Here is a 22,988-nt window from a genome sequence, read left to right on the forward strand (position 1 = left end):
TCCATGCCGCTGCACTTCGAACTCGTCACGCCTGCGAAGCTGGTCCGTTCCGAGGATGTCCACATGGTGGTCGTCCCCGGCACGGAAGGCGAGTTCGGCGTGCTCGCGGGCCATGCGCCTTTCATGTCGACCATCGCCGACGGTGCGCTGAAGGTCTATCGAACCGAAAACGGCGCGCCTGAGGAAATCCGCATCACCGGCGGCTTCGCCGAAGTGGGCGATGCGGGCCTCACCGTTCTGGCCGAGCACGTAGAGGGCTGATCGGCAGGCCCGCCGGGCTGATGGTCCGATGCGGCCTGGAAGATCGAAAGAGCGTCACCGGGAGACCGGCGGCGCTCTTTTCATGTCCGCCGCTGGCCCCCATCCCGATCGTTCGCAATGCCGTTCGCCCGATCGTAACACCTGCTGACTTAGCGTGCGGACCGTCTGGAGGTCGTGATGAAGGTACTGCTGGCGGATGACAGGCGGGACCGCCTTGCGCAGATCATCGCGCTTCTCGCCTTTGCGACTCTCATCCGCAGCCCGGCTTTCGGCGAGTGGAATTTCGGCATCGACGATCAGTTCTACGCGCTCGTGGGTGATCGCCTGCGTGGCGGCGATCTTCTTTACGTCGATATATGGGATCGCAAGGGTCCCCTCCTCTACCTGATCTTTGCGGGTATTGGGATGGTCTGGCCGTCCATGCTGGCCTACCAGCTCGCAGCGACGGTTTCGGCGGGACTTGGTGCTTATGGCGTCAGCCGCATCGCCCGCAGGATCGCCGATCCTGTTCCTGCCTTTCTGGCCGGGATCGTCTATCTCGCGCTCCTCGACCGCTTCGAGGGCGGCAATCTCGAGGCAGGCGTCTTCTTCAACTCGCTGACGATCGGCGCTGCGGCGCTGATAATCGCGCGCTTCGATCTGCTGCGCAGTGGCCGGATCGATGCCGGCCTGGTCCTGGCCTTCTTCTGTGCCGGACTGGCGATAGCCATCAAGCAGACGGCGGCATTCGAAGGCATCCTGTTCGGCTCGACGGCTCTCGTGCTGCTGTGCCGGTCACCCCTGCCCGCTTCCGGCGTGGCGTGGAGAGCGATGCTGCTTGCCCTTGCCGGTATGCTGCCGATGATCGCGACAGGGGGATTCTACTGGCTGCACGGGCACTTCGCCGAACTGTGGAACGCCATGGTCACTTCCAACTTCAGCCGCAGCTATGCCGATCCCGAAATTCGCGGCAGGCGCGTGCTGATCATGGCAGGCATGATGGCCATTCCGCTGATCTTTGCAGCGATGGGATGGCACACGCTGCGCAACGACGCACCCGAACGAGGCCCCATCCTGCGTTTCCTGGTCCTGTGGGCGGCAGTCGCGCTGGCTCTTCTCTTCCTGTTCCCGAACATCTTCGTGCACTATGCGCAGGCGGCCCTGCCTCCGCTCGCGATCCTGTGCACCGGGTACTTTGCGGGCCGTCGCAGGATCCTTCCGGGACTCGTCGCGCTCGTCGCATTGAGCCTGCTGCTGTCCGGAAGCTTTCATCTGCAGGACAGATGGCGTGCACGGCCGGCCGCGCAGGCTCTGCTCGACCATGTCCGCGAAGTGACGCCATCGCGCAGGCTCCTTGTCTGGGGCGCACCGAGCTACCTCTACTCTCTCGTCGGTGCCGAGCCGGTCACTCCCCTCGCCTTCGCTCCGCACCTGTACGAATCGCGTGAGTGGACCGGCTTCGATCCGGTGACGGAGGTGCGCCGCGTGCTCGCCTCCCGCCCCGAAAGCGTGATCGTTCAGGTTCCGCTTCCGTCTTCTCCGTTGAACCCGGCAACCGTACGCATGGTGGACGAATATGTGAGCGCGTGTGGACGCAAGCGCGGCTTCACCATCTACGACCACAATGGGCCCCAGCGTCAGCTTGTGTTCAGCGCATGTGCTCCTGATTGAGGCGAACCGTCCTGTTGCGTCTGCAGCAGGCAACGCTAGGTTGGCGGTTCAGCACTGGAGACCATGATGACTCTTCCCGCAAAGTCCTTCGTCGCCTCTTCCCTGTTGGCCATGGCGCTTGGCGCTTGCACGGGTGCGCAGCCCGAGGCGTCTCTGCCGGCTCCGCCGATGGAAGAGCCCGCCTGCGGCGCAGATCAGCTTGGCTCCTACCTTGGCCGGAAAGCCACCGATGAGGTCATCGCCGCCATCCAGGCGTGGCGCGGTAAAAGCCCGGTCCGGGTCCTGAAGCCCGGCTCTGTCATGACGATGGACTATCGACCCGATCGGCTGAACATCGAGGTCGATGCACAGGGGACCATCACCCGCTTCCGCTGCACGTGAAGACCGATCAGGGCAGGTGGGGCCTCCGCTAAGGTCTGGCCCCGCCAGAACCGAAGGTCTTCGTCTTGCGAACCCTGCACCTGAGTAGAGCGGATCGGCCGGACCTGGCTGATCCGTCTCTGGCCTTCGGACTGCCTTTGCGCCCAGGGCCGCCCTGCAAGGTGCAAGCGCTCCCGATTGTCTCTTTACAAGCTCGCCGCCGGTGACCATACGCTGGCCCCATGAAGCTCCTTCTCGGCCTTGCTCTGCGACTTACCCGCCCTTGGGCGTGAGGTGACGCGTCGGCCTGCGGCGCGCTCGGCGCTCAAGGGGACCTGACCTGAAGCATCCGGCCGTTGCGGCCTGTCACGCAGACACCATACCGAGCGAGTTTCCCTTCATGACCATGCTGAAAGACCCTTCGGTCAAGTACCGCCCTTTCCCGCAGATCCGGCTGCAGGATCGCCAATGGCCCTCGCGCGTCATCACCAAGGCGCCGCGCTGGCTTTCCACCGATCTTCGTGACGGGAACCAGGCGCTGATCGATCCGATGGGCGCTGAGAAGAAGAGTCGGTTCTTCGACCTGCTGGTGAAAGTGGGCCTGAAGGAAATCGAGGTCGGTTTTCCCAGCGCCGGTGCAACCGAGTTCGACTTCATCCGCGGCCTTGTCGATCAGGGCCGCATTCCCGAAGACGTCCTCGTGCAGGTACTGACCCAGTCGCGACAGGACCTGATCGAGCGCTCGTTCGAGAGCCTGGCGGGGGTGCATGCGGCCATCGTCCACTTGTACAACGCGGTCTCGCCGCTGTGGCGCACGGTGGTGTTCGGCATGGAACAGCACGAGATCCGCGCTATTGCCGAGAACGGCGCGAAAGTCCTGCGCGACCAGGCCGCGCGTTACCCGCAGACCAAGTGGCATTTCGAATATTCGCCGGAGACCTTCTCCACCGCCGAGCTCGATTTCTCGATCGAGTGCTGCGAAGCGGTAATGAATATCCTCCAGCCCACGCCCGAGCATCCGATCATCCTCAACCTGCCGGCCACCGTGGAAGCGGCAACGCCCAACATCTACGCCGACCAGATCGAGTACTTCTGCCGCAACCTGCCCAATCGCGCCTCGGCAGTGATCTCGCTGCACACCCACAACGACCGCGGAACGGGCGTGGCGGCGGCCGAGCTGGGCTTGATGGCCGGAGCCGATCGCGTGGAAGGCTGCCTCTTCGGCAATGGCGAACGCACCGGCAACTGCTGCCTGGTGACCGTGGCACTCAACATGTACACGCAAGGCGTGGACCCCGAGCTAGACTTCTCCGACATCGACGAAGTCATCCAGACGGTGGAATACTGCAACCAGCTGAAGGTGCCTGAACGCCACCCCTACGGCGGCGAGCTGGTCTTCACCGCATTCTCGGGTTCGCATCAGGACGCCATCAAGAAGGGCTTCGCGGCGCAGGAAAAGCGCAACGACGAGCTCTGGGCCGTGCCTTACCTGCCGATCGATCCCGCCGATCTTGGACGCGACTACGAAGCCGTGATCCGGGTCAACTCGCAGTCCGGCAAGGGCGGCTTTGCCTGGGTAATTGAACAGGACCAGGGCCTGAAGCTGCCCAAGCGCATGCAGGCACACTTCTCCAAGCATGTCCAGGAACTGGCCGACGAACTCGGCCGCGAGTTGCAGGCGACGGACATTTGGGACGTGTTCCAGAAGGCCTATCGCCTGAACGCGGGCCAGCGTTTCCAGCTGATCGACTGGGACGAGGCCAAGGGTCCGGACGGCACGCGTGTCTTCGCCGGCAAGATCGGCGTCGATGGCAAGGAACAGTCCGTATCCGGGCGGGGCAACGGCCTCATCTCCTCGGTTACAGCAACGCTGGCGGAGAGCTTCGGCGTCAATCTCGACGTGCGTGATTATGCGGAGCACTCGATGGGCAAGAGCAGCGATGCGCAGGCCGCCGCCTATGTGGAGTGCGTCCTTCCTGATGGCCGCACGGTCTGGGGCGTGGGTATCGACGAGGACGTCGCCACTGCCAGCGTCCGGGCCGTGCTGAGCGCCGCGAACGCAGCCTGAGCCGGAGCGCGAAACAAGCGAAAGGGCGGTCCGCTGGGCCGCCCTTTTTCATTCGTGCAAACACCAGTCGGTAGCCGGCGGAGGCAACCGCATCGGCTTCGGCACGTTCCTGATCGCTGCGGCCTGCAGCATTGGGGAGCTTCCGAAGTGACGATGACGACGGCAAAGAGCCATCTTGGAAGGCTGAGCCTTCTCGCCTCCAGCCTCGCCATCGCTCTGCTGTCGACAGGTGCGGAGAGCAAGGAACCCTCATCCAGCGTTGCGAGCAGGATTGCGGCGGATACGCCGGCGGACCTGTTTGGTGAATTGTTCGTCGCGGTACAGCAATCGCGCATTTTCGATGACGGCAAGACTTTCGTCGATGCCGTGCCGAGGCGTGATCCAGCCGTCATCATGGCCGATTATCGCCGCACTCGCCCCGCGACGCCAGATGCGCTGAGAAACTTCGTGCTGGCGAGCTTCGTCGTTCCCGGCGTCAACGACACAGATCCGGGTTCCCTGCGCGCCCATATCCGCAAACTCTGGCCGACACTGGCCCGCGATGGCGACGGTGAGCCAACGGCGCCGGGATCACGCATCACCCTGCCCCGACCCTATGTCGTACCGGGCGGGCGGTTCCGGGAAATCTACTACTGGGATTCGTACTTCACGATGCTGGGCCTGGTGGCGGACGGCCGCGACGATCTCGTCGAAGGCATGATCGACGATTTCGTCAGCCTGATCGAACGCTTCGGCCACATACCAAACGGCACCCGGACATACTACCTCAGCCGCTCGCAGCCGCCCTTCTTCGCATTGATGCTCGACCTGTCGAAAACGACGGAACCTGCTGTGCACGCCCGGCGACTGGCGGCACTCCGGCGCGAACATGCATTCTGGATGGCGGGCGAGCGCTGCGCAGGCGCCGCATTCGCGTGCGAGCGAATCGTGCGCATGCCCGATGGAAGCCTGCTCAACCGCTACTGGGACGGGCGCGACACGCCTCGCGATGAATCGTTCGCGGAGGATCGGGCCACCGCCGAAAAGGTCTCGTCCCGCCCACCCGCCGAGGTTTACCGCGATCTTCGCGCCGGAGCCGAAAGCGGCTGGGATTTCAGTTCGCGCTGGCTTTCCAATCCCCAGGACCTCGGCTCCATCCAGACGGGCAATGTCGTGCCCGTCGATCTCAACGCACTTATGTGGGCGATGGAGCGTCGCATCGAAACAGGCTGCAGAAAGGCGCAGGACCTTGCCTGCGAGCGGGAGTTCGCGGGTCGCGCAAAGGCCCGGCATAGCGCGATGGATCGTTACATGTGGGTCGCCCGGGAACGTCGCTTTGCAGACTGGCTCCTGCGCGAAGGCCGACCCGGCCCGGTGCTTTCGAGCGCCACGCTCTACCCGCTGTTCGTCGGCATGGCGAACTCGGCGCAGGCGCGAGCGGTGGCGGGAACGACGCGCCAGAACCTTGTCGCGCGCGGCGGCCTGCGCACCACCACCTTACGCACCGGTCAGCAATGGGACGCGCCCAACGGCTGGGCGCCGCTCCAGTGGGTCGGGATCGCGGGCCTGCGTCGCTATGGCGAGCACGCGCTTTCCCGTGAGGTCGCGTCGCGCTGGCTGAACACGGTCCATCGCACTTACCTTGAAACCGGAAAGATGCTGGAGAAGTACGACGTGGAGGACGTGCGGCCGGGAGGTGGAGGAGAATATCCGCTGCAGGATGGCTTCGGTTGGACCAACGGCGTCACGAGCGCCATCCTCGAGCAGTATACGCAGCTGATCGAGCGTTCAAACGGGCCCGGAACCGTCACCACACCTTAGCGCGAGGGAGGCCCTACAGAGCCTCCCTCGCGCTTTCTACCGTGTCATCAGGCCGGCTTTTTGGGCAGTTCGACTTCCGCCACGCCAAGGCACATCTTAACACCCTTCTGGTTCTCCATTAGATGCTTGACTTGAACGAGATGGCGGCCACCAGCGTCGACCATCTTGTCGACCACTTCCGCGGACTGAATGGTGACGTCACCTGAAAGCGCCGGGCCGCGGTAGTTTGCGGTGGAATGCACGACCATCCCCCACTCGCCTGCCCAGCCCGCTAGATAGTCCGTCACCCAGGCACCCATCGATGCCCCGTACCCATAGGCGCGCGGCATGCCGATCTTGCGGGCGTAGCGGGGGAACAGATGCCCGCGAGACGGCCCGAAGTAAGCCCCATCCGTCAGCTCGGGGTTGATACGCTCCATATGGGGATCGTTCTCGTGGCCTGCCATTTCCCTTGTGAAGCCCAGCGCTTCAAGGTCCAGCTCGCGCCGGTCCAGCGTTCCCCAGGTCGTGAACAGGAACGAGCGCCACTCGGTGGTGAAACTCGCTACGGTGTGCGGCCCGAAGACCCGCTCCGGCAGTTGGTCTCCCACAGTCACATCGTCCCACCAGCGCTCGCCATGGCCGAGATCGTGAAGCATCTGAATCCAGGTGAACTTGCGTTCCTCCAGGCGCTCCAGCTCTGCATCGGTCCATTCCGGCTCCTCGAACTCGGCGGTGTTCACGGTGTCGCCGCCCGCCGATGCGCGATACCGGATCGCGGTCGAGCGCTGTTTGGCGATGAGTTCCCCGTTCTGGTTACGGTAGTAGTTGTCTCCGCGCTGGAAGCAGGTAGGGCCGAAACCGGTCTGCTTGACGACGTAATCGAAAGGCACGCGCTCGTTCGTCACCGTGTCGCCGCCGAAAATGCGCGGCCCATAGTGCCAGAACTCGTCCCCGCCGAAGAGCAGGTGCGAATTCTCGATCCTGCCGACGCATGAGGGCGCGGTGCCATGGCCGTCATCCATCACGATCGGAAAGCTCTGCGGCGCCACCAGCTTACCCCAGCGCCCGGCTGCGGCGTAGGCAGGATCGAAATGCGCGAGATTGGGATAGTGCATCGCTTGCACCCAGCGGCGGATGTCGTTGTTCCCCAACGGCTCACGCAAAGGCGATGAGTCGATCACGTTGCCCAGATATTGATCGATGTCCGAACAATCGAACGATTCCACCGCCTGATCGGGGGCCGCTTGTGACATGGATTGATCCTCTTCCCGAAGGACGCTACCGCCCTATTTAATCGACAGTGATGTCTATTAAGGGGAAGTCGAGACGTCACGTTCAATCGCCGTACTCGATAACATCAACGCTCCAGCGCTATGCTCCCCTGCTCGACAGCCTTGCTTCGGAAGACTATGCGAGCCTTTAATCGTACGATTAAATGGAGCCGTGATGCCACTCCCCACGCTATTCTCCTCGCTGCGACTGCCGGTGATCGCAGCACCGATGTTCATCGTCTCGAACCCGGAACTGGTGATCGCGCAGGTGCGCGCCGGGATCGTGGGCAGCTTTCCGGCGCTCAACGCCCGGCCTGCCAGCCAGCTGGACGAATGGCTCGCCCGAATCACCGAGGAGACCCGCGGCTGCGGCGCACCCTTCGCAGTCAACATGATCGTCCACCGCACCAACGCGAGGCTGGAAGAGGACCTCGCCATTCTGGAGAAATGGAAAGTCCCGCTGGTCATCACCTCACTGGGCGCAAACACCGAGGTGAACGACGCTGTCCATTCCTGGGGCGGCATCGTGTTGCACGACGTCATCGACGATGCATTCGCCCGCAAGGCTGTCGACAAGGGAGCGGACGGGCTGATCGCCGTCGCGGCGGGAGCAGGAGGTCATGCCGGCCAACAATCCCCCTTCGCGCTCATGCAGGAAGTCCGGAGTTGGTTCGATGGCCCGGTCGCGCTTTCGGGCGCCATCGCGAGCGGTCGCTCGATCCTGGCGGCGCAGGCCATGGGCGCCGATTTCGCCTATATCGGCACTCCCTGGATCGCGACCGCAGAGGCGAACGCCGTCGAGGCCTACAAGCAGGCGATCGTGGAGAGTCGCGCGGCCGACATCGTCAATTCCAGTCTCTTCACCGGAATCCACGGCAATTACCTGCGCGCATCGATCATTGCGGCCGGCATGGACCCCGACAGCCTTCCGGAAGGCGACAAGAGCCAGATGAACTTCGGCTCGGGCGGGAACATGGACGCGAAAGCCTGGAAAGACATCTGGGGAGCCGGACAAGGTATCGGCGCGATCGAGACGGTCGAACCGGTCGAAAGCCGCGTGGCAACGCTGCTGGCGCAGTATCAGTCAGCCAGGAACGAACTGCTGCGCCGCACCGGCATGGGCTGAAGCGAGGGCGGCATGGGCCCAGCAGGAGCCGTGGCGCTCCACAGACCGTCCGCCACTTCGTCAAGCGCGGCGAAGCTTGCCGGCGCAAGGAACGGATCGTTGCGGTTGAGCCGCATGTTCCGTCGCTCCGCTGCAAGAAGATACCGCTTCAGGGCACGCTGCAGCAGGTCGAGCCGCATGTGCGCGGCTACTGCCGCAGCGCCGGCGTCATGGCGGCGTGCCCGCGCCCAGGCCGCCTCGATCTGACCCACGCGCTCCATGACGAGCTTGGTGTAGAGCGGGTGCGGCCCGCGATGGAGCGGCAGCGCCATGCGCAAGGCCGCCGCCTCGTCGCATGGCAGCAGCAGGCCGTTCTCGCGGAAGTCCTCGAACCGGGTGCGCTCGCGCCCGAGGCTCGAGAACATGCGTGCGAAGGCGGTATGGCCCAGCAACTGGCGCGGCAGGACATGGTGCCGCTGCAACCCCGGATCATACCCGGGCAGACCATTGCGGTTGACTGCGCGAAACGGCAGCCTGCTGCGCGCCTGCCGTTCCTCCGCAGCACTCAGCCGCCGCGCCAGACCAGCACCAGCTTGCCTACCTTTGAAGGCTCGAGAAGCAGCGCGTCGGACCACTGCCCGATCGTCTGCGCCTGCGCGATGCCGCCATGTCGCACCAGATGGTCGATCACCCGCACGGCCAGCCTGGCGGTATCGCTGTCGCTCTCGTGCAGGCTCGCCTCCAGCTGCATCTCCTGGCCTGTGAAGTGGGCAAGTCCGCGCGTGCCGATGCTTCCGTCCGGCGCCCGGGAGAATGCCGTCAGCCCCAGCGAAGGAAAGGCCCCGCCCGCAAGCCAGTTCAGCATCAGGCGCGAGAAGTAGCGCGGCTCCATCAGCGTCTGTGCCGCACCCCAGTGAACTGCCGCCACCGGCAGGTGCAGCACCAGGTTCGCGGCCAGGCCCATCATGGTACGCATGACCGGCAGCAGCCCCGCTCCGGACAGGATGTGCCCCGAGGGAACGAGTTGCACCGCCTCCAGCTCCGCCACGGCACAGGGCCGGTCGAACCCGAACGCCTGGTAAACCTCCACCGCAGGAGCGGGCCCGAGCGGAGACAGGCCCGCGAGATCGAAGGTCAGTCCGCTGGCGAGGAGTTCAAGCCATCCGGCGGCCGGATCGGGTCGATAGCTCACGCTGGCGACGAGGCCGCCCTCGCGCGCGGTTTCGACCGTGCGGGCAATCGCCTCGGCTTCCGGCCGCTCCCCTTTGCGGAACAGCAGCGAGAGACAAGCACCCGAACTCGTGCCGCTTCCTACATGCACATCGTCGTGCTGGCCGGCAGCGCCGGGTTCTTGGTCCACGCTCAGAATACCCCCAGCTCCAGACCTTCCGCAAAGGTCGCACCCAGATCCCTGCATGCCAGAATTTGAGGCGCCGGGACATGCTTTTCGCCAAGGATGGCCTCGGCCGTCTGTGCGCCGGTGTTCACGATCAGCGGCTCCGCCACGCGCCTCAGCCGCCAGCCTGCTGCGATGCGATCGATTTGCGCCTGCGCTCCCCGGCCATCTGATCCCGCGGCGATCGCCGTTGCATATGGGCGTCCTTCAAGGCGCCCGAGAAGCGGATAATACAACAGGTCGAACATCTCCTTCATCATGCCCGTCATCGTGCCGAGGTTTTCCGGGCACACGAAGACATACCCTTGCGCCGCGAGCAGATCGGGCGGAAGCGCATAGGCCGCGCGGATGAGGCGTGCGCGGCGCTCGCCGGCGCCGGCATGGACCGCCTCTGCCATGGCCCGGGCCGCGCCTGTGCGGCTGTGCCACAGGACTGCCAGCGAGACACCCTTCTCCTCAAGCAAGAACCTGACCTCCACCACGATCTCCGATGAGCGCCAGCGCGCCTGCCGTGCTCGGGCTCGTACGGGAGACAGCCCTTTCCGTCGCAGTACGCCTCGGGTATCGAGCTTGAATTATGGAATCACGATCCGCAAACGTCTTCGGGATCGATCGCTCGCTCACCGGCAAGGCCTGGCGCTGGCGCGGTGGCAACATGGACCTCAGCGATGGTCCGGGCGGCCTTGAAGACGACATCATCACCCAGTTGCTCCTCTCGCGCGGCGTTCGTCGCGACGATCTGGAACGCCACCGTAACCCGAGCCTGCGGGCCTTCCTTCCCGATCCCTCCGCCTTCCGGGACATGGACGTCGCGGCAGACCGGCTCGCGCAGGCCATCATGACCGACGAGACGATCACCGTCTACGGCGACTACGACGTGGATGGCGCCACCAGCGCGGCCCTGCTGATCCTGCTGGTTCGCGCGCTCGGCCATGATGCCCGCTACTACATCCCCGACCGCCTGCTCGAAGGCTACGGCCCATCGGGTGAGGCGCTCGTCAGGATCGCCGGTGAAGGCTCCAGCCTGATCGTCACCGTCGATTGCGGCGCAATGGCCCACGAGGCGCTGGACATGGCGCACCAGGCGGGCGTGGACGTCATCGTGGTGGACCACCACAAGTGCTCGCCCGAACTTCCGCGCGCGGCCGCGCTGGTCAACCCGAACCGCCTTGACGAGGACGTCATCGCCGCAGGCCACGGCCATCTGGCGGCGGTGGGCGTTGCCTTCCTGCTGGCGGTGGCGACCGTGCGGACCTTGCGCCGGCGCGGCTATTTCGAAACCCGGCGCGAGCCAGACCTGTTCGCCCTTCTCGACCTCGTGGCACTTGGCACAGTGGCCGATGTCGCAGCGCTGCACGGCCTCAACCGTGCCCTGGTGGCGCAGGGGCTGAAGGTCATGGCTCGGCGTGAGAACATCGGCATGTCGGCCCTGATCGACGCAAGCCGCCTTGGCCGTGCGCCCACCTGCAGCGACCTCGGCTTTGCTCTTGGCCCCCGGATCAACGCTGGCGGACGCGTGGGCGAATCGACGCTGGGCGTGCGCCTCCTCACCACCACCGACGCCGACGAGGCGCGGGAGATCGCCGCCCAGCTTTCGCGCCTCAACGACGAGCGGCGTGCGATCGAGCAGGCCGTGCAGGAGATGGCGGAAGCGCAGATCGAACGGCAGCACAACCGCTCCGTGATCGTGGCGGCGGGAGCCGGGTGGCACCCGGGCGTAATCGGCATCGTCGCCGGTCGCCTCAAGGAAAAGACCGGGAAGCCCACTCTCGTCATTGCGCTGGATGCCGACGATGCGGGCCATGGCAAGGGCTCCGGGCGGTCGATCTCCGGCGTCGACCTGGGCGCGGCGATCATCGCGGCGCGCGAGAACGGGCTTCTGGTGGCGGGCGGCGGTCATGCCATGGCGGCTGGCCTGACGATCGCACCGGGCAAGCTGGACGCGCTTTCGGACTGGCTGGATTCGCATCTCGCTGCGGACGTCACGCGCGCCAGTGCGAGCCAGTCTATGCAACTCGACCTGGCGCTTTCTCCCGGAGGGCTGACGCCCGGCCTTGTCGAGACGCTGGAAAGCGCCGGACCTTATGGAATGGGCTGGCCGGGCCCCCGCGTCGCTGTCGGGCCTGTAAGGATCGTGAAGGCAGATGTCGTGGGAGCGGATCACCTGCGCCTGATCGTCAGCGGACCCGATGGCGGCCGCTTCAAGGCCATGGCGTTCCGGTCGGCCGAGACGGAGATGGGCCAAGCCCTGCTCCACGCCAGCCAGGGCCGCCGCCTGTGGCTTGCAGGACGCGCTCGCATCGATGACTGGGGCAGCCGCCCGCAGGCGGAACTGCACCTGGACGATGCCGCTTTCTGCGATTGAATCTTCGAGTGAAAAAGGATTTTCATTTTTTCTCGTTCGAGGGGTTGACCCCCCTGCGGACCACCGCTAGAGGGCCGGTCCTGCCTCCGGCGCAACCCGGTACGGCCCCTTCGTCTAGCGGTTAGGACGCGGCCCTTTCACGGCTGAAACACGGGTTCGATTCCCGTAGGGGTCACCACCGAATGGTTGGTGAGGCACATCTGAAATGGCCTTCTGGCCCCTTCGTCTAGCGGTCTAGGACGTCGCCCTCTCACGGCGAAAACACGGGTTCGAGTCCCGTAGGGGTCACCATTTCCTTCATCCACCAATCGATCTTTGTCGATCAGCGGCATGCCGTCCACCCTCCTGTGCGTCTGGCCTGATCCAGGTGCAGGTGATCGGCATGGGCGGCGTTGTAGTCGGGTGAGAGCACCGTGGCGAAGGCGGTGCAGGCACTGTCGCGCACCATGTGCAGGAACGCCGACGCGTCCTGCGCCTCGCCACTTTCACCGGCCCAGTCGCGCCTCACGCTGATCCGCCTGCCGTCCTCCAGCACGAAGCCCGCGATGTCGATGGCATTGCCGGTCGCGTGCTCACTCCAGTTGCCATCGTCACCCCCGCCGATCCTGCGGCAGTTGGCGGTCCCCAGATGCTCCACGGCGATGACAGGCGATCCGAGCGCCGCCTGTGCGGCAGGTTGCACGCCGTGGCGCAGCCACCATCCAAGGGCAGCATCGATCCCGCAAGTCCCCTGAGCGCCTTCAGGACGCAGGGAAACATCGAGGCGGGCAGGAGAGGCCAGAACCTTGCGATCCTCGCGCCTGCAAGCCCCTGCCCCAGTCGGCGTCAGCGCAGTCGCGGAGATGCCGCTGCGATCCAGAAAGGCGCGGCACTCGGCCGCATTCGCGCGAAGATCCGCCAGCTTGCGCGATGTTGTCCATCCGGGCGGGTCGTCGAGCGCCAGCGGTGTCCAGGGATCGTGCTGGGGATGATCGCGAAGCCATGCCCTCGCGGACACGAACAGGCACGCCAGGATCAGCAACGTGAGGCCAAGGCGATCAAACGCGGAGAAAACCATAGAAGGGTAAGCCACGGCCCCTTTCTTCGTTGCGCGCGGCGGATCAAGGCACCTCTAAGCTTGGTCCGGGAGTGCACAGGTCTGTGGATAAGCCCGGGAGGGCTTGGGGACAGCACGTGAAAAAGGGGAGCGCCGCGAAGCGCTCCCCTTTGCATTTTCCGGAACGGAGTAGGGTCAGTTGATCGGTGGCACCGGCTGCGGCGGCGCGTCCGGGTCCTCTTCGTGGACTTCGACGAGGCCCCGTCCAACATGGCTCTGGCGGTATCCATAGGCGAAGTAGAACACGAGCCCGATGGCGCCCCAGATGGGCAGCACCAGCATGGCTTCCATGGGCAGGTTGAAGAACAGGATAACGCAGCCAAGCGCCGCGATCGGCGCCACGATCCAGACGAGCGGCGTGCGGAACGGACGGACCCGCTGCGGATCGCGCAGACGCAGGATCATCACCGCCACCGAGACCATGAAGAACGCGAACAGCGTTCCCGAGTTCGAGATGTCGGCGAGCTGGCCCACCGGCAGCAGCGCGGCGGCGATCGCCACAAACACGCCCGTCATCAAAGTAACGACGTGCGGAGTCTTCCACTTGGGATGGATAGTCGCCAGCTTCTCGGGCAAGAGGCCGTCACGGGCCATCACGAAGAAGATGCGCGTCTGGCCGTAAAGCATCATCAGGATGACCGAAGGCAGCGCGAGATTGGCGGCCAGGCCGATGAGATCTCCCGCCCGTGTGTAGTTGATCGAGCGAAGGACGTGGGCGAGCGCCTCGTTCGAACAGACGAGCGGGGTTTCGCCCTTGGCTGCGAGCGCGGCGCACTGCGCGGTGAACTCCGCCGAGCCGGGCTGCACGCCCAGCGCCGTCGGCTGCGCGCCGATCGCACCGATCGCGCCGCCTGCCACCAGAAGGTAGAACACGGTGCACAGGGCAAGGCTGCCGATGAGCCCGATGGGCACGTTGCGCTGCGGGTTCCGTGTTTCCTCCGCTGCGGTCGAAACGGCGTCGAAGCCCACGTAGGCGAAGAAGATCGAGGATGCCGCGCCGACGATGCCCATGCCGCTCGATCCGGCCGGGCCGAACCAGCCGTTGGGAGCGAATGGCGCGAAATGCTCGCCGTCCATTGCAGGCAGGGCGAGCGCGATGAACATCGTGAGCGCCGCGACCTTGATCGCCACCAGAATGGCGTTGAACGTGGCGCTTTCCTTGGTGCCGCGCATCAGCAGCAGGGTTACCGCGAGCGCCACGACGACGGCGGGCACGTTGATGATCCCGCTCGAGAAATCCACGCCGCTCAGCGACCAGGTCGGGCCTGCGGCCAGCGCCTGTGGTAATTCGAACCCCGTCAGACTTTTCAGAAGGCCCATGAAGTAGCCGGACCAACCGACCGACACCGCCGATGCGGCAACGGCATACTCGAGGATCAGCGCCCAGCCGACCATCCAGGCGAGCAGTTCGCCCACCACGGCGTATGAATAGGTATAGGCAGAACCGGATACCGGCACCATCGACGCCAGTTCCGAGTAGCACAGGGCCGCCACGGCGCAGACGAAGCCGGCGATGACGAAGCTCCACATCATGCCCGGGCCCGCCTTCTGCGCCGCCGCAGCGGTCAGCACGAAGATGCCGGTGCCGATGATGGCCCCGACGCCCAGGAGAGTCAGCTGCACGGGCCCCAGAGATCGGTGAAGAGATTTCTTTTCCGCCGTCGCCAGAATGGCATCCAGCGGCTTTACGCGTCCGAACATTTGGACCCCCGAATTGCGAATGGACGGACGCTAACGACAGACAAGCGCTTGGCAAGAGCTCTGTGCACCGGATTCCCCAGGTTCGTAATAAAATTGCCGCTCTGTGATAAGAAAGTCGCGGGTTGGCATGTGAGCGGGAGACGAGAATTGTCTGGCGCCGTCCACGGCGCTAGAAGGCCCGGCATGTCCACGACCTTCCAGCTCGACACCGCGACCAGCCGCGCCAATCCGACGCCCGCTCCCATGAAGCGTCTGACGATTCCCGCCATCCGGCGGCGCAAGCAGGATGGCGTCACCGCTGAGCCGATCGTCATGCTCACGGCCTACACGGCGCGTCAGGCGCAGTTGCTCGACGCGCACTGCGACCTGCTGCTGGTGGGCGACAGCCTGGGCCAAGTCATCTACGGGCTTCCCTCCAGCGTGCCCGTCACGCTCGAGATGATGATCGCGCACGGCGCCGCCGTCGTTCGCGGCAGCTATCACGCCGCGGTGGTGGTCGACATGCCTTTCGGCACGTACGAGCAGTCGCCCCAGCAGGCCTTCGCGAATGCCGCGCGCCTGCTTAAGGAAACCGGCTGCGCCGCCGTGAAGCTGGAAGGCGGAGCCGCCATGGCCGAAACCGTCGCATTCCTTGCCGAGCGCGGCATCCCGGTGATGGGCCACATCGGCCTTACTCCGCAGGCAGTGAACGTGCTGGGCGGCTACAACGCGCGGGGCCGCAGCGATGCCGAGGCGCAGAAGATCGTGTCCGATGCCGTCGCGCTCGACAAGGCGGGTGCCTTCTCGATCGTGATCGAAGGCGTGGTCGAGCCCATCGCCATCGCCGCGACGCAGGCGATCGCCTGCCCCAGCATCGGCATCGGCGGCTCGGCCCAGTGCGACGGGCAGGTCCTCGTCACCGAGGACATGCTCGGCATGTTCGAGCGCGTTCCCCGCTTCGTGAAGCGCTACGCCGATATGGCGACCGTGGTTTCCGAAGCGGCCGGGCAGTATGCTGCCCAGGTCCGCGATCGCAGCTTCCCAGGCGTGGAACAGACCTACCAGCCCAAGTAGCCGGGGTGGGACGACGGGGCTTGTTGATGAAACACAGGCGCTGGAGACGTTCCTTATAGCAATACGGAAGACAGGGGGCGGTCGGCCGAAAAGAACCTGCGCGAACGTAACGTGGCGGGTGGATGTAGGAAACGGGCGCTCAACGGGTCTCGCGCGGCATCGGGGGAAGCGGCATCCGCGCCTTGATCGCCCGTACCTTCTCCAGAAGCGCCCGTTCCTGCGCCAGGTGCCCGCCCGATGCGGCATAGCCGATGGCGAGCGCCTGCGTCGCCACAGGACTGGAGCGCTGCAGACGGTAGGCAGCGCGGGCGGCATCGACCGCCCTGGCACTGTCGCCGCCATGCGCTTCGAGGATCGCAAGGTCGGAGAGAAGCGCCACGTCGCGGTCTTGTCCGTTGTCGCGCAGCCAGCGCAGGATGGTGCGTGCGCGCACAGGATCACCGTCTTGGAGCGCCAGCCCGGCGGCTGCGCGCAAGGCGGGTCGGCTGGTCGGGTTCTGCCGCAGATAGCCCTCGACGAGTTCGCGTGCCCCTTTTGCGTCGCGGGCCATGGCGAAAGCCGCGAGCCGCCGCTCGAACAGGCTTTCCGACAAGCGGATTCGGGAGGCGAGGACATAGTGCTCCTGGGCCTCGACGGGATGGCCCATCGCCAGCTGGACATCGCCGGCAAGCGCCTGTGCGTCATAAGATCCAAGGTTGGAACGCCTCGCCTCTGCCGACGTCACTGGCGCCGCCTCGACTTCCGACTGCCCCTGCTCCAGCATTCGGCCAACAGGCCTCGACCGGCCGAGCGCCCAGAGCGAAGGCTCCGGGGGGCGGGCCGCGCGGTCGAGCAGTTCGCCCGCGCGCTGGCGGTCTCCGAGCAGTTCCCAGCCCCTTGCCACGGATAGCAGCAGGCCCGGCGACGCCTGTCCGGCGGCGATCTCTGGCGCAAAGCGCAGCGTGGCGTAGCGATACTGCCCCGCCATCAGGATGGCGCGCGCCAGCAGTTCGCGCGCGGTTTCGTTTTCAGGCCGCAGCCGCAGCACCGCCTCGAAAGCTTCGGCGGCAGCCGAAGGATTGCGCGCGGCCAGTTCCACCACGCCGCGCACCATCTGCACGCCAGGCAACGCGTCGAGCTTGCCACGGGTGCGCTCCAGCAGGCTGCGCGCAAGCGCGTGGTTCCCGGCACGCGCGGCGAGCACCGCCTGCAGGTAGTACGCCTTCGGGTTCGCTGGGCTGAGCTGCAGGACCCGGCGCGTCACCGTCACGCATTCGCTCGCACGGCCGAGTTCGCCCAGGGTCGCGGCATATTCCAGCAGCACCGGCACGTCCGCAGGATCGTTGACGATCGCGCGCTCGAACCAGGGCAGCGCCGCAAGCAGACCATACCGGTCGCGCACCAGCTGGCCACGGAACTCCAGCGCCCGTACGCTTGCCGGGTTGAGCGCCAGGGCATGCTCGGCCGCCTCGATTGCCAGAACGTGCTCGCCGCCTGCATAGCGCAGCCGCCCGATCTCCACCCAGAGCGCCGCATCGCGGGGGATGATCGCCAGCGCCCGGTCATAGGCCCGGCCGGACGCGGCAAGGTTGCCGTCCTGCCGCTCCAGCGAGGCCAGCGTGCGCCACCCCATCGCCGCCGTCGCGGGCGAGAACCGGCCGGTCTGCAGCCATGGCCGCGCGCGGTCGCGCCGGTGCTGGATCATGAGTGCCCTGCCCATGAGCGCGTTGACATCGGTCACCGGCACTCCGGCATTGAGCGCGGCCCTCAGCTTCACCTCCGCATCGATGCCGTCGCCGCGCGCGAGAGCGCCGCGCGCCTGATCCATCAACGCATCCGGACGCGCGCTTTCCCCATGTGCCGACTGAGCCCCCAGCGCGGAGAACAGCGCGGCAAGACACAGGACCGGCACGAGCGCGCAGGCCAGCAGCCAAGCCGTCCTGCTTCCCTCCCCCCTCTCGCGCCCTTCCCGCGACCGGGCCGGATCAGGACTGCAGGTCGTACTGCTTGAGGAGGTCATACAGCGTCGGGCGACTGATCCCGAGCATCCTTGCAGTGTTGGAGATGTTGCCTTCGCTGCGCGCCAGCGCGTGCCTGATGACCCGACGGTCGGCCTGCTCGCGCGCGGTCTTGAGGTTGAGAGCGTTGACCGTCTGCTCGTCAGGGTCGGCCAGGTCGAGGTCGGCGGCGCTCACCACCTTCTCGTCGGCCATGATGACCGCCCGCTTCACGCGGTTTTCCAGTTCGCGCACGTTGCCCGGCCATCCCCAAGCATCGATCGCGGCGAGCGCATCGGCGGCAAAGCCCCGCACGCGCGGGTTCATCTCCTTGGCGTAGCGGGTGAGGAATGCCTTGGCGAGAAGCGTGGGGTCACCCGGGCGCTCGGCAAGCGCGGGAATGCGCACGACGATCTCGGCGAGGCGGTAGTACAGGTCTTCGCGGAAACGCCCGTCGGCGATCATCGCCTCGAGGTCCTGGTGCGTCGCGCAAACGATCCGGGTGTCCACAGGGATGGACTCCCGGCTGCCCACGCGTTCGATCACCCGCTCCTGCAGGAAGCGCAGCAGCTTGACCTGCAGCTGGAGAGGGATGTCTCCCACTTCGTCGAGGAACAGCGTGCCGCCCGCCGCCTGCTCGATCTTGCCCGGCGTCGTCTTGATGGCGCCCGTGAACGCGCCCTTCTCGTGGCCGAAAAGCTCGCTTTCGAGAAGGTTTTCGGGGATCGCGGCGCAGTTGATCGCCACGAACTCGCGCTTGGCGCGGCCGCTGGCGTCGTGAAGTCCGCGCGCCAGCAGTTCCTTGCCGGTGCCACTCGCGCCAAGCAGCATGACCGAGACGTTGGCATTCGCCACGCGCTCGATCGTGCGGGCGACCCGTACCATCTCGGGGGCCGCCGTTATCATCCGGCCGAGAACCCGCTCGTCTTTCTCGACCCGGCCGGCGAGCCGCCGGTTCTCCTCCTCCAGCCGGTGCAGGTGCAGCGCCCGCCGCACGATGAGGCCGAGCGTGTCGATGTCGACAGGCTTCTGGTAAAAGTCGTAGGCTCCGCGCGCGATCGCCTGCAGAGCGCTCTCCCGGGCGCCATGGCCGGATGCCACGATGACCTTGGTATCGGGCTTGAGCGCCATGATCTCGTCGAGCACGGCGAAGCCTTCCGTCGTTCCGTCGGGATCGGGAGGCAGGCCAAGGTCGAGCGTGACCACGTCCGGCATTTCCGAACGCAGGAGGGCGATAGCCCCGGCCCTGTCCCCCGCCACGAAAACCTCGAAGTCCTCGTAGGCCCACTTGAGCTGCGCCTGAAGCCCTGCATCGTCCTCGACGATCAGGAGCTTCGGCAGTTTCCGGGCGGTTTCGGTCATCACGCTACCTTCTGGTCGGGGCGGGCTGGTGTGTCGTTGAGTGCCGGGGCGGCGGCGAGCGGCAGGCGCACCACGAAGCGCGAGCCGAACCCTTCGCGCGATTCGACCTCGAGCCGCCCGCGCATCGCGCGCACCAGTTCGCGTGCCTCGAACGCACCGATGCCGAAGCCGCCGGACTTGGTCGAGACGAAGGGCTTGAACAGGCGCGTGCGCACGAAGTCAGCGGTCATGCCGCAGCCGGAATCCAGCACGTCGAAGCGCGCGCTTGCCCCCTCCCGCGTGAGCGAGAGGAAGACCGGCACATCGGGGCGGCTCGCGTCGATGGCGTTCTGGACGAGGTGCATGAGCACCTGCTCCAGCGAATGGCGATGGGCCATGACCGTAAGATCGCAGCTTTGCGCCACGGTCACTTGCGGGCTCGCGCGGAAGCGCTCCATGACGACCGACAGCACTTGCCCCGCCGGCACCTGCTCCAGCTTCTCCACCGCGCCGGTGCCATAGCGCGAGAGACGCTGCAGCAGAGCGTTGAGCTTGTCCGACGAATTGCGCAGCGTCACCAGCATGTCTGCGCGAAAGGCTGGCTTTTCGGCGTGAAGCTCGGCGTTTCGTGCCAGCAGGCTGAACTGGCTGGCAAGGTTCTTGATGTCGTGCATCACGAAGGCGATGCGACGGTGGAAGTCGTCGAAGCGCGCGCTTTCGGCAAGCGCCTCCTGGCTGGAGTTCTCGGCCAGGTAGCTGGCAACCTGCTGGCCGATGACGCGCAGGAGATCGAAATCTTCCCAGTCGAACTTGCGGGCAAGTTGCGGCCGGGCGAGCACGACCATCCCCACCAGCCGTTCGTAGTGGATCAGCGGGATCATCGCCCAGGCGCGCGGATGGTCCAGCAGCCAGGCGGGCACGTCCTCGCGGTCCATGCCGGGGCCGATGGAGCGGCCGGCCCGCACGTCGTCGAGGTCGGCGATGTAGCCGGAGCGCTCGAAATGAGCCAGGCTGGGCGCGCCGAGAGCATCGGCGGGAACTTCGATCTCGGGCCAGTTCCACCGGGCGGCGAGCGTCAGCTCACCCTGGTCGCCAGGGGTCAGCAGCAGGCCGGCGGGACTGTCGAACACGTCGGCCACGGACTGGACGACCCGCTCGGCAAGCGGCGCGGACTGGTCGCCCCCGCTGCCGATCGTGCGGGTGAAGCGCAGCCACTCCTCGCGGTAGTCATAGCGGTGCTGGAAGAAGTGCTTGGCCAGCGTGACCTTGAGCCAGCCGCGAACGCGCCGCGAAGGCAGGACCACCAGCGCACCGGCCGTGGCGAGCGTAAGGAAAACCAGCTCGATAAGCCGCGCGAAATTGCCGCCGGCATACGAAAGCCACTGCGCCACCGCGACCATCGAGACAAGGTAGACGCCGATCACCAGCAGCGAGAAGGTCTGGAACGTCACCGCCCGCGAAGGGCGCAGGCGCACGTCGTCGCGGTTGCCGAAGGCGCCGATGGCTACGCAGGCCGCCAAGGCCCCGCTCGAGAGGCCGCGAAGCGCCGCGATCTCGTGCGGCCAGTTCCCTGCGAGATAGGCGATGGTGTAAAGGTTAAGGTCGAACGCCCAAAGCGCGGCCAGCCCTCCGGCAGGCCAGCGCAGCGCCGCCCGCGCCTCGCGAGGGGCGCCCGCGTAGAGGTTGTGGACCAGCACAAGGCCGCCCACGGTGACCAGCAGGCGGAACATGACGTTGAACTCGAACGCGATCCGCAGGATCTCGCCTTCCATCGTGAGGCGCGACAGGACGTAGTCCACGCCAAGGTGAAGGACCTCGACGAAGGCGAGTGCAACGATCACGGGGCGGATCGGCGCAAGGCTCGCATGGCGGCCGTCGCTGGCGAACAGGCGGTAGATGACGAAGAGCCAGCCGAGGTTGCGGGAACTTTCCGCAAGCGATGGAGCGAAGCTGACCGAGGCCGAGGCGGTCGCGGCCGCTTCGGCAAGGCTCCACAGCGCGGTCACGAACAGGGCAATGACCACCGCGCCGCCCGCCGTGCCGAAGCGTTCGCGCCGCGGCAGAAGCCACATGGCCACGGTTGCCAGCGCAATGGCTCCGCTCAGGTCGAGACCGACCCCGACGGTGGTCCAGACCGCAGCCGTGCCCAGCACCATCAGCGCGCGCCCTCGCTCCACAGCACCACGCGCAGCGTCTGCAGGATGATCAGGAAATCGAGGAACGGCGTGTAGTTCTTGGCGTAGTAGAGGTCGTACTCCAGCTTGTGGCGGGCATCCTCGATCGAGGCACCGTAGGGGTAGTTGATCTGCGCCCAGCCGGTGATCCCCGGCTTCACCATGTGCCGCTCCGCATAGTAGCGCAGCTGCTCCTCAAGGTCGGCCACGAACTCGGGACGTTCGGGACGCGGGCCCACGAAGCTCATCTCGCCCTTGAGAACGGTCCAGGCCTGGGGCAGCTCGTCGATCCGGACCTTGCGGATGAACCTGCCGACGCGGGTGACGCGCGGGTCGTCCTTGGTGGCCCACTGGGCCCCTGCGGCCTCGGCGTCGGTGCGCATGGAGCGCAGCTTGATGACGTCGAAGTTCTGCCCGAACAGGCCCACGCGCGGCTGCCGGTAGAAGGCCGGGCCACGGCTGTCGATCTTCACCAGCAGGGCGAACAGGGCGATCACGGGCGCCATGAAGAGCAGCAGCGTTGCCGCCACCACGATGTCGAACAGCCGCTTGGCGGCGCTCGAGAGCGCGCGGCCGGACGAGAACCCGTCGGAAAAGATCAGCCAGCTGGGGTTGACCGTGTCGAGATCGACGCGGCCGGTCTCTCGCTCGAGGAAGCTGGAGAACTCGTTGACGTGGACGCCGGCCGTCTTGATGCGCAGAAGGTCCTTCAGCGGCAAGGCGTTGCGCCGCTCCTCGAGCGCGAGGACGACTTCGCTGACGCCCAGGTTCTCGACATAGCGGGTAAGATTGCTGATGGCCCCGCGCGAGATCGCTTCCTCAACGACGGGCGTCGCTTCGCTCATGGCGACATAGCCCACGATCGCGAAACCGCTTTCGGGGCGTTCGCCCAGCGTGCGCAGGCGCTGCGCCCGGGCACCGGCGCCGAGCACGAGAACCCGCCGGCGAAACGCGTTGGTGCCCAGAAACGCACCCAGCAGCAGCCGGTTTGCGATCAGGAGGACGATGGCAAAGGCCATGGAATAGGCCAGGGTCGAGCGCCAGAAGTTCTGCCCGCCCACCAGGAAGTCCACGAAGGCCAGCGCGATGATGCCCAGCGATATGGCGACCAGCAGCCGCGCCGCGGCGAAACGGTTCGATCGCAGCGCATCGGCGCCGTAGACGCCCACCGAGATCATCGAGAGGGAGATGACGAAGGCGAAGGCCGCATGCGCGCCGAGCCTTTGCCCGAGCGCGCCGGGGTCGATGCCGATCTGGTCGGCCCGCAGGCGCCACGAGATCTCGTTCGCCAGCGCAAGCAGCGCCACGTCCACCAGCCAGAGCAGGATGACGGCATGCGGAATGTAGTGCTTGAACAGACGAATCATCGTCGTTTACGCCATCCTTCGC

The 22,988-nt window shown here is 66.0% G+C and carries 18 protein-coding genes and 2 tRNA genes; 10 read left to right on the plus strand and 10 right to left on the minus strand.

Annotated features, from left to right (window positions below; translation table 11 throughout):
• Nucleotides 1-3: 3 nt before the first annotated feature.
• The 5 genes from GR702_RS09630 to treF all read left to right on the plus strand — a co-directional run bounded on the left by GR702_RS09630 (nucleotide 4) and on the right by treF (nucleotide 6,139).
• Nucleotides 4-261: an ATP synthase F1 subunit epsilon gene (locus tag GR702_RS09630; protein ID WP_103095732.1), complete on the plus strand. Its 258-nt coding sequence runs from the start codon at nucleotides 4-6 to the stop codon at nucleotides 259-261.
• A gap of 177 nt (nucleotides 262-438) precedes the next feature.
• Nucleotides 439-1,911, plus strand: coding sequence for a hypothetical protein (locus GR702_RS09635; protein WP_202408183.1), 1,473 nt, complete (start codon nucleotides 439-441; stop codon nucleotides 1,909-1,911).
• A gap of 66 nt (nucleotides 1,912-1,977) precedes the next feature.
• On the plus strand, nucleotides 1,978-2,292 hold the full coding sequence (locus tag GR702_RS09640; protein WP_160985689.1) for an I78 family peptidase inhibitor: 315 nt from the start codon (nucleotides 1,978-1,980) through the stop codon (nucleotides 2,290-2,292).
• Between the two features lie 379 nt (nucleotides 2,293-2,671).
• On the plus strand, nucleotides 2,672-4,339 hold the full coding sequence (gene leuA, locus GR702_RS09645) for a 2-isopropylmalate synthase (RefSeq protein WP_160985690.1): 1,668 nt from the start codon (nucleotides 2,672-2,674) through the stop codon (nucleotides 4,337-4,339).
• A gap of 153 nt (nucleotides 4,340-4,492) precedes the next feature.
• A complete protein-coding gene (treF, locus tag GR702_RS09650; RefSeq protein WP_160985856.1) occupies nucleotides 4,493-6,139 on the plus strand; it encodes an alpha,alpha-trehalase TreF in 1,647 nt (548 codons plus the stop codon).
• Between the two features lie 47 nt (nucleotides 6,140-6,186).
• On the opposite strand, the gene GR702_RS09655 is transcribed toward treF, so the two are convergent.
• Nucleotides 6,187-7,374 carry an FAS1-like dehydratase domain-containing protein gene (locus GR702_RS09655; RefSeq protein ID WP_160985691.1) on the minus strand — a complete coding sequence of 396 codons (1,188 nt, stop codon included), beginning with the start codon at nucleotides 7,372-7,374 and terminating at the stop codon, nucleotides 6,187-6,189.
• Nucleotides 7,375-7,567: 193 nt separating this feature from the next.
• Between GR702_RS09655 and GR702_RS09660 the strand changes: the two genes are divergently transcribed.
• Nucleotides 7,568-8,518: an NAD(P)H-dependent flavin oxidoreductase gene (locus GR702_RS09660; protein WP_160985692.1), complete on the plus strand. Its 951-nt coding sequence runs from the start codon at nucleotides 7,568-7,570 to the stop codon at nucleotides 8,516-8,518.
• On the opposite strand, the gene GR702_RS09665 is transcribed toward GR702_RS09660, so the two are convergent.
• The 3 genes from GR702_RS09665 to GR702_RS09675 are packed head-to-tail and all read right to left on the minus strand — an operon-like array spanning nucleotide 8,473 to nucleotide 10,291.
• Nucleotides 8,473-9,078, minus strand: a complete 606-nt coding sequence (locus GR702_RS09665) for an AHH domain-containing protein (protein WP_337192579.1) — start codon at nucleotides 9,076-9,078, stop codon at nucleotides 8,473-8,475. The two genes, GR702_RS09660 and GR702_RS09665, sit on opposite strands and share 46 nt — an antisense overlap.
• Nucleotides 9,063-9,857, minus strand: coding sequence for a hypothetical protein (locus GR702_RS09670; protein WP_337192565.1), 795 nt, complete (start codon nucleotides 9,855-9,857; stop codon nucleotides 9,063-9,065). The genes GR702_RS09665 and GR702_RS09670 overlap by 16 nt, the downstream gene beginning before the upstream one ends.
• 2 nt (nucleotides 9,858-9,859) lie before the next feature.
• Nucleotides 9,860-10,291: a flavodoxin family protein gene (locus GR702_RS09675; RefSeq protein ID WP_160985859.1), complete on the minus strand. Its 432-nt coding sequence runs from the start codon at nucleotides 10,289-10,291 to the stop codon at nucleotides 9,860-9,862.
• A 179-nt stretch (nucleotides 10,292-10,470) separates the two neighbouring features.
• On the opposite strand from GR702_RS09675, the gene recJ reads away from it, so the two are divergent.
• The 3 genes from recJ to GR702_RS09690 all read left to right on the plus strand — a co-directional run bounded on the left by recJ (nucleotide 10,471) and on the right by GR702_RS09690 (nucleotide 12,549).
• On the plus strand, nucleotides 10,471-12,258 hold the full coding sequence (gene recJ / locus GR702_RS09680) for a single-stranded-DNA-specific exonuclease RecJ (protein WP_160985693.1): 1,788 nt from the start codon (nucleotides 10,471-10,473) through the stop codon (nucleotides 12,256-12,258).
• A 103-nt stretch (nucleotides 12,259-12,361) separates the two neighbouring features.
• Nucleotides 12,362-12,436: transfer RNA gene (locus GR702_RS09685), tRNA-Glu, on the plus strand.
• 37 nt (nucleotides 12,437-12,473) lie between these two features.
• Nucleotides 12,474-12,549: transfer RNA gene (locus GR702_RS09690), tRNA-Glu, on the plus strand.
• A 31-nt stretch (nucleotides 12,550-12,580) separates the two neighbouring features.
• Here the strand turns inward: GR702_RS09690 and GR702_RS09695 are convergent.
• Both GR702_RS09695 and GR702_RS09700 read right to left on the minus strand, forming a co-directional pair.
• Nucleotides 12,581-13,330, minus strand: a complete 750-nt coding sequence (locus GR702_RS09695) for an extensin-like domain-containing protein (RefSeq protein WP_337192566.1) — start codon at nucleotides 13,328-13,330, stop codon at nucleotides 12,581-12,583.
• Nucleotides 13,331-13,489: 159 nt separating this feature from the next.
• The gene (locus GR702_RS09700) at nucleotides 13,490-15,055 is read right to left on the minus strand and encodes an amino acid permease (RefSeq protein WP_160985694.1); all 1,566 of its coding nucleotides are present in this window, start codon (nucleotides 15,053-15,055) and stop codon (nucleotides 13,490-13,492) included.
• Nucleotides 15,056-15,238: 183 nt separating this feature from the next.
• Here GR702_RS09700 and panB point away from each other — a divergent pair, with 183 nt between their 5' ends.
• The gene (panB, locus tag GR702_RS09705; protein ID WP_160985695.1) at nucleotides 15,239-16,108 is read left to right on the plus strand and encodes a 3-methyl-2-oxobutanoate hydroxymethyltransferase; all 870 of its coding nucleotides are present in this window, start codon (nucleotides 15,239-15,241) and stop codon (nucleotides 16,106-16,108) included.
• A gap of 139 nt (nucleotides 16,109-16,247) precedes the next feature.
• Here panB and GR702_RS09710 read toward each other — a convergent pair whose 3' ends face one another.
• From GR702_RS09710 to GR702_RS09725, 4 genes are all read right to left on the minus strand, one after another.
• Entirely contained in the window at nucleotides 16,248-17,915 is a 1,668-nt protein-coding gene (locus tag GR702_RS09710) for a tetratricopeptide repeat protein (protein WP_237449645.1), read from the minus strand.
• Nucleotides 17,916-18,072: 157 nt separating this feature from the next.
• Nucleotides 18,073-19,446, minus strand: a complete 1,374-nt coding sequence (prsR, locus tag GR702_RS09715) for a PEP-CTERM-box response regulator transcription factor (protein ID WP_160985697.1) — start codon at nucleotides 19,444-19,446, stop codon at nucleotides 18,073-18,075.
• A complete protein-coding gene (prsK, locus tag GR702_RS09720; protein WP_160985698.1) occupies nucleotides 19,446-21,581 on the minus strand; it encodes an XrtA/PEP-CTERM system histidine kinase PrsK in 2,136 nt (711 codons plus the stop codon). The genes prsR and prsK overlap by 1 nt, the downstream gene beginning before the upstream one ends.
• Nucleotides 21,581-22,966 (minus strand): TIGR03013 family XrtA/PEP-CTERM system glycosyltransferase, encoded by a 1,386-nt coding sequence (locus tag GR702_RS09725; RefSeq protein ID WP_160985699.1) that lies wholly within the window; start codon nucleotides 22,964-22,966, stop codon nucleotides 21,581-21,583. Before GR702_RS09725 ends, prsK begins: the two co-directional genes overlap by 1 nt.
• Between the last annotated feature and the right edge of the window lie 22 nt (nucleotides 22,967-22,988).

The organism is Novosphingobium silvae, from assembly GCF_009856825.1.
Taxonomy (GTDB): Bacteria; Pseudomonadota; Alphaproteobacteria; order Sphingomonadales; family Sphingomonadaceae; genus Novosphingobium; species Novosphingobium silvae.